At 68.0% G+C, this 259-nt stretch carries 1 pseudogene; it reads left to right on the top strand.

From position 1 onward, the window contains the following. Positions 1–259: pseudogene (locus tag SB751_RS32370) on the top strand (copper resistance protein CopD); the annotation flags it as partial.

Here is a 259-nt window from a genome sequence, read left to right on the forward strand (position 1 = left end):
GGCTGGCTGCCGCGATCGGCGTGGTGCCGACGGTGCTCACGCAAACGCATGTCGGATATGGCTGGAGTGTTGCGTTCGCGGGTGCCCTCGTATTGCTCGGCACGGCGATGGCGAGTCATACGGGCATGCTGCGCAATGCGCTGCTGTGGCTCGCGGTGGTCGCGATCGCGGCGGGCAAGGCATCGCTCGGTCATGCGGCCGACGCCGGGCTCGCGTCGGCGGCAATCGCCATGCAAACACTGCACGTGCTCGTGACGAG

The organism is Cupriavidus sp. SIMBA_020, from assembly GCF_046535395.1.
Classification (GTDB): domain Bacteria; phylum Pseudomonadota; class Gammaproteobacteria; order Burkholderiales; family Burkholderiaceae; genus Cupriavidus; species Cupriavidus campinensis.